Genomic DNA, 9877 nt, shown 5'->3' on the forward strand with positions numbered 1-9877 from the left:
TTGTTGCTATAGTAACCTTTTGACTTATAAAAAAGCTATCTCTACAGCCGGATATCTCCATAGATACCATTACTTCTGATTTTTATCCGTCTTTTTTTATACCTTCATTGCGATACAGAAGACTCTGCTTGCAAATCGGCAATTAGCTGGGCTAACTGATCGCTATTGGCAAGGTATACCTCACCGCAAAAATCACAAGTTGCTTCTGCACCATCATCTTTGGCAATCATATCTTCTAGTTCTGCTTCTCCCAAAATTTTTAACGCTCCTAACATTCTGTCAAAAGAACAACTACAATGAAACCGTAATATCTGGGTTTCTGGAAAAATATTAAGCCCCATGTCTCCCAAAAGGTCTTGAAAAATTTCTGTAAGATTTTTTCCTGATTGTAACAGAGGTGTAAATCCTTGAAGGGCTGCTACACGGGATTCTAAAATTTCTACCAAGGCTTCATCTCTTGCTGCTTTAGGTAAAATCTGTAATAACAAACCTCCTGCTGCTGTTACTCCTTGCGCTCCGACAAAAACGCCTAATACGACAGCTGAAGGTGTTTGCTCTGAAGTTACTAAATAATGAGCTACATCTTCTCCCACTTCACCAGAAATTAGTTCTACAGTACTCGAATAAGGGTAGCCGTAACCAATATCGCGGACTACATATAAAAACCCATTTCCAACTGCACCCCCAACGTCTAATTTGCCTTGAGCATTAGGAGGCAATTCTACCTTTGGATTTCCTACATAACCGCGTACAGTTCCATCTAACCCTGCATCTACTAATATACCACCCAAGGGTCCGTCACCTTTAATTCGGATATTGACCCTTGAGTCTACACGCTTCATGCTAGAAGCCATCAATAAACCTGCCGTCATAGTCCGACCCAATGCCGCTGTTGCTACATACGAAAGTTTGTGACGTTCTCGTGCAACTGCGGTTAATTTTGTCGTAATAGCACCTACCGCACGAATTCCACCGTCCGCTGCTGTGGCGCGAATTAATTGATCCGCCATTGGCTAACCTTACATTTCTTAAAATACAAACTTTATCTATTGTAAGATGTTTGTTTTGAGAGATTTCAAGATTATTAAAACGCTTATTAGGCAAAAAATATAAAACTGCCTCAACAATGGAATTTATTTCTCTACTTCCTACTCCTTCAATTAAATAATCTAACGGTACAGCAGTAGTACAACTCGACGTAATTTTTTTTAATCAGGAAACATTAACCGAATTTTCGCCATACTATAAATTATCAACTCAAATAATTTGGTAAAAAATGTTCGGTAGTTTTCAAAAAAGTCAGCTGCGGATAGAAATCGATGCATCACAACAGGCAATTACTGAAAGCCTTTTGCATCCAAAGCAACTAGGAAAATGGTTGTCTACTGGTAGGTTTCCTTCAGGAATGCCAGAAGAATTGTATTCTGGATTCGAGTTCACCACTCGTGTCGGACCCGTATCAATTCATCACCAAGTAGATGTCGCAACTCCAAATAGCTTACGTTTACTTTTAAGTCAAGGAATTGACGGCTTTCATGAGTGGTATTGGGGAGAAGGTTGGGTACAGTCTCGTTTGGAAGGGATATCTCTTCTACCGCTTTCTTTAGGACAAAGCGTAAATTTATTTAGCTTACGTCAATATTTAAAATCAAAAGGAAATTAACAATTAACTATTCCCTATTCCCCATTCCCTGCTCCCAGTTCCCTCTCCTAAATAGATAATTTGTTTTGTATGACTACTTAATTGCTCAACCGCATCCTCCGAGCGATCAAGCTTGATTTTTTTTCGCTTCTTCTGCGACCGCTTCAACTTCATCATTCGCTAAACTTTCTAAAACAGGTTTAGCTTCTGGAGTATTTAAGCGATTCAAAGCTTGAGCAACTCGGTAGCGAATTTGCCAATCTGAATTAGCAGCATAAGGGGCTAAAACCGATACTGCTTGGGTGTTTCCCAATTCTCCCATAGAACTAATTGCAGCGGTTTTTACTAAGTCATTTTCTTCTGAAAGCGCTTGCTTGAGCATTTCAAAACCTCGTGGTTCTCCTAACTCACCCAAAGCTGCAATCACGCTTAATTTGACAATCCACTCACCTGTAGATTGATAAAGTTGTTCCAATTCGTCGAAAGCGGCTACTAACTTTAGACCTCCCAAACAGTCTGCTGCTGCTGCTTGTACGTCTGCTTCCGGGTCTTGAAGCAACCCGCGCAATATACTGAGGGATTTATCCAAGTCTTGTCCTCCCAAAGTATCGAATTGACTTGTAGCAGAGTATCGCACGCGAGCATTTTTATCTTTGATCGCACTTTGAACTAGCTCAAAGCCAATTGCTGGATCTAATTGACGAATTTCATTCACTCCACGCAAGCGATCGCCCAAATCTTCACTTGCTAGCTTTTGTTTTACGGTATCGGGAGTAATAGTCATAAAAAAATCTCTGTTATTAAAGTGCTGGCTATTAATTGTTAGCTTTACTATGCTTGAGATTTCGCCATTTCACGAATAATGTCGTTTAATGCCAGAATGCCAACTAATTGCCCGGAATCATCAAGAACAGGCAACTGATGAATTTTGCGATCGCGCATTATTTTTGCAGCTTCTCTTAAGGGTTTGTCGGATGAAATAGTAATCGGTTTTTTACTCATTACTTCTCCAACTATTTGCCCTAAAGCTTTATGTAACTCGCGTTCGTATTCCACAGGATTTTTTAAATAAATCACGCTATCGAGAATCATAATGTATGCCGGTGGAGTAATACCAGCTTGCTGCCACATCAAATCTGTTTCCGAAATAATGCCGATTAATTCACCCGCGTCATCTACAACAGGTAAGCCACTAATACGTTTTTCTGCCAGAATTTTAATTGCTTCCCGCAAAGGAGTTTCTGCCTTTACTGTTATTGGGTCGCGTGTCATTATTTCAGCAACGGTTTTTAACATTTATTTATTTTTTTATATACACTGCAATCATTGTAAGAAATTGCGGGTCTGAAGCTCAAAGGGTTAATACATCGTTACTTAATTACTCAAACTCAGTTTCGCAAAACTGTTTCAATAAATCTATACAGTTGGCGATCGCCCCTAAATGTGCGATTTCATATCCGTGAGTGTTTTGGGTGGGAAAGCTTAAACACGCACCACGAGGAACATGACCGAATTTCATCGCAATTGAAGCGTCGCTACCAAATTGGCTTAATGTTGCTAGTTGTACTGTCATATCTAGTTGTTTCGCGCAATCACGTAACTGTCCGTTAAGGTTTTCATCGTAAATCCCGTAGCTATCTTGATACAGTATTACCGGATTTTTACCGTCTTCTATAGGGTATTCAGAAGAAAGCGGACAAATTTCTAAAGCTATCAATGCATCTAAACGCTGATTTTGAGAGAAATAAAGCGCTCCTATTGCTCCTACTTCTTCTTTCGCGGAAGCAACTAAATATACATCGACTGCTGGCTGTTTTATAGTTTCTGCTAAAGCTAATAATATAGCGACCGAAGCTTTGTTATCTAATGTGTAGCTACCAATGTGATCTTTTAATCGAATCGGGTGCTTGCGATGTTTACTGATAACCATTCTGGTTCCCGGACGAATTCCAGCGTTTTCTAACTCTAAGGTGCTGCATTTCGTTTCAATCCAAGCATCTTCCCATTTTACAGCGACATCTTGCTGAAAGATTTTTTGCGGCGATTCGTGAGATACGTGACGAGAACCGAAGCTGAGAACACCGCTAATAGTTTGATTATCTCCGAGTAAATCGACTACACCTTCACCGTAAACCCACGGAAAAGCACCTCCCAACTTTCTGACTTCTACTTTACCTGCTTCACCAATAGTCTTGACAATTGCGCCAATTTCATCTTTATGAGCGGTAATTGCGATCGGGTACTCGGAACTTTTTCCCGGAATTTTGGCAATGATATTATCGGCTCTATCTTGCCATACTTCTACACCTAAAGCGGTAAATCGTTGCATCAAGTATTGGTTAATTTCAGTTTCTGCGCCACTCGGAGAATGATGCATGACTAATTCCGCGATTATTTCAAATAGCTGCTCGTAATCCGACATTATTAGTTTGTGATCGGTAGGTTGGGTTAGATACGAAAACTAAATTTAACTTGTAACGATAATATACAATATCGTGTCGTAACCCAACATTATGATTAAGGACTGATACAAAATGCCGATAGTCAAATGTTAGGTTACGGCGCTTCAACTAAATATTTGTGAAAAACCATACTTATAAATGCGCCTAACCCAACCTACCTTCTACCATCTACAATCGGTTAGATATTAATCAAAAACTTTATTTAGCGTAATAATTTTCTGCGTTTGCGCTTTAATATTCCTGCCGTACCTATTGCACTAACTGCTAACGTACTTAACAAGGTAGAGGGTTCGGGGACAGTTTTATGTTTAATTGCACTCAACGCTGCATCCGCTAGTAAACGATGACTTTTTGAACTCGGATGGAAAGCATCAAAGAATATAAATTCGTTGGGATTTATAGATTCAGAGAAAACAATTCCTTTGGGGTTCTGGCAGTCATCTATAATGTCACCTATAAACCCTACCACACAAGAACTAGCTGAATTTTGCGTAAAACCAAACTCTTGTGGATTGGCTATTACTCGATTAAATAAAGAATTAACGTCAATGGGAATAATATTGACATCTGTATTTGCGGCAAAACCATCTAAAGCTTGCTCTAATAATGCATTATGACTTTGGGTAAGTTGAGTTAATTGAGCAGAAGTGTTTGTCGCGATCGCAAATGGAATTTGACCTAAATCTGTTAAGTTAAATACGGCAATATTTTTAGCACCTGCTTGACTTAATAACTCAATTGAATTTGATAGATTATTGACTACTTGAGTAGGGTCTGTAATCCCACCAAACAAATAATCATTACCACCTCCCCACACGGTATAAAGTGCATTTGGATCTGCTTGTTGATTATTTGCCTGTAAATTTTGAGTAAATGAACTAACTTGTCCTAAAACTCCCGGTAAACCTAAATCGGGAGCCAAAGCATTATCCAAACCAGAAGAAGAACCACTTATAGCGAAGTTAACACCTTGTGTAGGAATAGTTGCTTGTGGTGGTATAAATGTAGTTGGTGTTAATCCTATCTCGTCTCCAACAAAATCTACCCATATATTTCCATTAGAAAAACGTCCTGGAGCGTAAGGAGGGCTGGGAGGAGTCGCTGTTGCGGGACTTACCAAACCTCCTGTAGCGTTAAATAAATTACCTGTATCTGAGAGACTATCGCCAAATACGTAGAATTGGCTGAAGTTTCCAGCCATTGCTTTAGGCGACAGCATAAACGAAAATAGAACGCATCCTGCTGCTGCAAATGCTCTTTTCATATTATTTTTATTTTTTTATCAGGTAAACAATCAAAATTGCCACTCCTTAAAACAGAAGTAAAAGGGAAGATAGACAGTTTTGATCTAACTTGCTTCCTGAGTGTACTATTTGATCTATAAATTAAGTATATTCCTCATAAGATAAATAAATTAATTTATAGTATCTTTACAACTTGTTATTAAACGGAGAGGGGGGGATTCGAACCCCCGATACCTGTGAGGGTATAACGCATTTCGAGTGCGCCGCATTCAACCGCTCTGCCACCTCTCCATAAGGCATATTTTGCCTATCCTGATAAAATATCATATGTTGATTGAATTTATCAACACATAAACTAGAGTCAAAGAAAATATTATAGTAAGGAAGTCATATTTTCGGCATTCTGAACGTAAGTTTCAAATAGTCGTTGAGGTGTCCATTGAATAGCACCATCGCGTCCTGTGAAGAATAACTGGGTTTTACTTTGATTGAGTATCGATACATCCTTAGCTTCAAGATCTGGATTTGGTGCGATCGCAACTTCTGGCTGTAGAGCAATAACTAGTTCTTTTAAGGATTTGGTCGGACACCACAGGACTTGCGGACGGGGTAAGCTTTGGGTTTCTATTAGCTGACGTAGCTCGTTTGGTTCGGTATTTCCGACAAACAACCAAGAGCGATCAAGAATTTGCATTTGGATGATGGGCAATTTATTATTAATCATTTTTATAATTGCCGAACCAGTATTCACCGTTTGACCTAAAGATAAAACTTGATATATTCCTTTGTCCTGCTGTACTTTCGCCTGAATAGCTTTTTGAGTCAAAACAGTATTTGGACTGGGATAGTCATAAAAAACCTTTATGGGTAAACGGTCTATTATTTCTAACCAACCGCTGCTACCATCGTTTTGAAAATCCACCGCGATTGCCCAGTTAATTAGATTTACACCTTGCTGCTGTAAGAAGGGTACTACAGTAAAGCGTCCTACATCTTCTTCTGCGCTATTAATTACCGTTATTTTGCCTCGGTCTTGAATGACTAAAACTGGTTCTCTCTCCGCAGCTAATAAGGTGATACGAAACAAATTATTCGCCGAATGCCAAGCAGGAATAAATACCAAACCAATAGAAATTAAAGCTGCTACAAACCAGCGTCTTTGCCACCAGCGTATCTGCCAAGTTAAGAAAATTAGTCCGTAAATAGTTAGGACTTGCCAAATTGCGATCGTACCAAGTGCAACTGAATTTCCTGGCAAGTTGCGGAAAAATTCTACTATTTTGATTAATAAATCGGTTGGGTAATGTAAGACGCTTGCCGAAACGCTTCCTGCAAAAGGGAAAATTAGTGCAGCGACAGCACTGATAATGCCACCAATACTAATCACAGATATTAAAGGTGTGCTGATAATATTCAGTAATATTCCATAAGCTGGTACAACTCCAAAGACATAAAGCTGTAAAGGTAAAGTCCAAATGGTAGCAGATATGGGAACTGCAATTAAAGATGCAATGGTTGGTGGTAGCCATCCCAAATATTTTGTTATCGATGGTACTGTCGTAATTAAGCCCAAAGTTGCTAAAAAACTTAGTTGAAACCCCAAGTCCCAAATCCAAAGCGGATTAATTAGTAATAATAGAGCTGCTGCTACTATCAATGAACCTAACTGTTTAACCTTTCGTTTCAACCCAATACCAATTAAAGCTGCAAATCCCATAATTACAGCTCTCAAAACCGAAGGTTGAAAACCAGTCAGGCTTAAGAATATAATTAACGCTAAGCAGCCACAAATAAATTGAGTTTTTCGGGTAAAACGTCTGGTTAAACTTAAAACTAAACCTAAGATTAACGAAGTATGAAATCCAGAAGCGGCTATAGAATGAGCTAATCCTGTTTGGACAAATAAGTCACGAGTCGAATATGGTAAATCAACCGCTTTGCTTCCTAAAACCATAGCACTAACAAGCGGACCTTCTGGAACACCCAACCAACGAACTTGCGAACTGATTATTCGCTGTCGCAACTTCCACCATCCCCATTGGTGTTCTTTGTCAAAATATTTTAATTGTCTTCCACTTAAGCCTGCGAAAGCACCTTGCTTTTGTAGATACTTTTCAAAATCAAAAGCACCGGGATTGAATGCTGAGTTAGGTTTATACAAGACTCCAGTTACTTCGATTTGTTGATTTGGGTATAAGCCAGTAGATTTTAGTAACGGTACTGTTACGTATAACCTGCCTGAAACTTCTTTACTAGTTTTTTGTTCTTCTCGTTGATTCGTAACTTCGGAAAGTTGAGTTGCTTGCAGCCAAAATTGTCCGCTTCCAGAACGAGTTAAGCGCGGTATACTTGCTACATCCCCTCGAACAATTACAAGTTGTTCTTGATTTTTACTATTGCCAACAGGAACAAAATGACTAATGTCTTTAGCTTCGGGTTGGGGAAGACGCAGTTGAAAATATACCGTTGCTAAAAATCCTAATAAACCAGCAATTAAGAATATTCTGGGATGAGGACTAGCTTTTAAGGTATGTGCTGCTTTGTTTGCTTCTTGAGATTTGGTTTTTTGTAACGCAAATTTTTTAGAAACAATACGTCGTCTTTGAAAGATAATTGCTGCAATTATACTTACACACAGTATTAATATTCCACCCCAAGGAGTTGTACTTAAAAGTAACCCTAAAATATAGCCAAGACAGATAATTACACCAGAAGCTTGAATCATTCGGTTTTTTTTAAAACTAATCAATAAAAAATTTTATCCCTTCCTCAACAACGAAGGGTAGAAAATTAAGAAAATAGCAGTAATTGGTTGATCAATTAAATAGATATGCCCAATCTAAAACCAAATACAGCGTGTAAAAGCATTACACAAAGCGCAGTACTGCCTAAGTAAGCATGAAGCGCTCGTAAACCTGAGCGATTACCACCAAATTTTGTTAAGGAAATTGTGGCATTAATTGCTAACAGTATCAATACAATTGAACCAGTCCAAAAATGAGAGCTTTCCAAAATTGGTTTATGCTGCATCACTAAGGATAAAACTCCCCCAAGGGAACCCAGCATCATAAATAAAAACATCCACGGTGCCAGTTTACGATGACTGTTACGACTGTGAACGGCAACTTCTTTATCTTCAGTAAGTCGCGATCGCCAACCTGTAACTCCTACAAAGGTAGCCATTACAAAGATTACAATTGCCATCATTGCCGGATGTCCCCAATGTACTATCGGTTCGGGAACACCCAAAGAACGAAACCAAGCTGCAATAGGTTCTAGTATTTCAGTCAGATTAGGCATTTTTTATAAATCCGCGTCGCAATATAAAAATTATTGCAGAGGATTTAGCCATTTATATCATGTAGCTACTTTCTTCAATAATGGAAAACCTAGCTTTTCTCGCTGCTCTACATAAAGCTGTGCTATTTTCCTTGCCAAACTTCTAATTCGACCAATGTAGCGAGTCCTTTCCGTGACAGCAATTACACCTCTTGCATCCAACAAATTAAAAGTATGAGAACACTTCATAATGTAGTCCAAGCTAGGTAAAACCAAACCTTTATCCGTTAATTGCTTGGCTTCTTCCTCATACATATTAAATAGAGTTAGCAGCATCTGAGGATTTGAAGCTTCAAAATTATAGGTACACTGCTCAATTTCCCCTTGGAGGTGAACATCTCCATATTTAATGGTGTCCGTCCAATTAATCTTGGTAATTGCTTCTACTTCTTGGAGGTACATGACTAATCGCTCAAGTCCATAAGTCATTTCAATCGATACTGGACGACAATCAATTCCCCCACACTGCTGGAAATAGGTAAATTGAGTAACCTCCATCCCATCCAGCCAAACTTCCCAACCAGTTCCCCACGCACCAACAGTCGCATCTTCCCAGTTATCTTCTACAAACCTAATATCGTGTTCTTCTGGACGAATCCCCAAAGCCTTCAACGAATCCAAATAAATTTCTTGGATATTATTTGGTGAAGGTTTTATCAAAACTTGGTACTGATAATAGTATTGAAAACGATTTGGATTTTCTCCATAGCGCCCGTCTGTAGGACGACGACAAGGCTCTACATATGCCACAGACCACGGTTCTGGTCCTAAAGCCCTCAAAAAAGTGTGCGGATTTTTAGTCCCCGCTCCCTTTTCAATATCGTAAGGCTGAGCAATCAAACAACCTTGATTGCCCCAGAATTCATGTAATACCGCGATCGCAGATTGAAAATTCATAGTTATTCTCCGTTAAGCCAACAATGCATAAACTATTGTTGCTCAAACTTGAAGCGTCAAGAACACTTTTTCGGCTCTTCTACTTAAAACTGCGCCAAGCTTCCTATTTTGAATTGAGTTTGAAAGTTTATTCCAAGTCCTTCGAGGTGAAATCCCACTCAGAAGTACCATCAAGGAAAATTTTTTTTAGCGCAAAACCCTTGAAGAGTAAGGCATTGAGCGATGAAGCCAAAAATAATTCAAAAAAACTTTGAAAAAAGAGTTGACACAAAGATATTCTCTGGGTACTATGT

The 9877-nt window shown here is 39.0% G+C and carries 9 protein-coding genes and 1 tRNA gene; 1 reads left to right on the top strand and 9 read right to left on the bottom strand.

The window, feature by feature from the left end:
* Positions 1-104: 104 nt before the first annotated feature.
* Positions 105-1010 carry an Hsp33 family molecular chaperone HslO gene (hslO, locus tag VB797_RS30045; RefSeq protein ID WP_323241437.1) on the bottom strand — a complete coding sequence of 302 codons (906 nt, stop codon included), beginning with the start codon at positions 1008-1010 and terminating at the stop codon, positions 105-107.
* A gap of 266 nt (positions 1011-1276) precedes the next feature.
* Here hslO and VB797_RS30050 point away from each other — a divergent pair, with 266 nt between their 5' ends.
* Positions 1277-1663, top strand: a complete 387-nt coding sequence (locus VB797_RS30050; RefSeq protein WP_323241438.1) for a hypothetical protein — start codon at positions 1277-1279, stop codon at positions 1661-1663.
* Between the two features lie 106 nt (positions 1664-1769).
* Here VB797_RS30050 and nblB read toward each other — a convergent pair whose 3' ends face one another.
* The 8 genes from nblB to glyQ form a co-directional block, all read right to left on the bottom strand.
* Positions 1770-2426, bottom strand: coding sequence for a phycobilisome degradation protein NblB (gene nblB / locus VB797_RS30055; RefSeq protein ID WP_323241439.1), 657 nt, complete (start codon positions 2424-2426; stop codon positions 1770-1772).
* Positions 2427-2473: 47 nt separating this feature from the next.
* Complete coding sequence (locus VB797_RS30060; RefSeq protein ID WP_323241440.1) at positions 2474-2938, bottom strand: CBS domain-containing protein; 465 nt, start codon at positions 2936-2938, stop codon at positions 2474-2476.
* Between the two features lie 82 nt (positions 2939-3020).
* Complete coding sequence (locus VB797_RS30065; protein WP_323241441.1) at positions 3021-4064, bottom strand: M42 family metallopeptidase; 1044 nt, start codon at positions 4062-4064, stop codon at positions 3021-3023.
* Positions 4065-4306: 242 nt separating this feature from the next.
* On the bottom strand, positions 4307-5368 hold the full coding sequence (locus tag VB797_RS30070; protein WP_323241442.1) for an SGNH/GDSL hydrolase family protein: 1062 nt from the start codon (positions 5366-5368) through the stop codon (positions 4307-4309).
* Positions 5369-5552: 184 nt separating this feature from the next.
* Positions 5553-5639: transfer RNA gene (locus VB797_RS30075), tRNA-Ser, on the bottom strand.
* A gap of 82 nt (positions 5640-5721) precedes the next feature.
* Positions 5722-8073, bottom strand: a complete 2352-nt coding sequence (locus VB797_RS30080; RefSeq protein WP_323241443.1) for a ComEC/Rec2 family competence protein — start codon at positions 8071-8073, stop codon at positions 5722-5724.
* Positions 8074-8168: 95 nt separating this feature from the next.
* On the bottom strand, positions 8169-8648 hold the full coding sequence (locus tag VB797_RS30085) for a DUF4079 domain-containing protein (protein WP_323241444.1): 480 nt from the start codon (positions 8646-8648) through the stop codon (positions 8169-8171).
* A gap of 57 nt (positions 8649-8705) precedes the next feature.
* Positions 8706-9584, bottom strand: a complete 879-nt coding sequence (gene glyQ, locus VB797_RS30090) for a glycine--tRNA ligase subunit alpha (protein ID WP_323241445.1) — start codon at positions 9582-9584, stop codon at positions 8706-8708.
* Positions 9585-9877 lie beyond the last annotated feature (293 nt).

The sequence above is a fragment of the Rivularia sp. UHCC 0363 genome (assembly GCF_034931125.1).
Lineage (GTDB): Bacteria > Cyanobacteriota > Cyanobacteriia > Cyanobacteriales > Nostocaceae > Rivularia.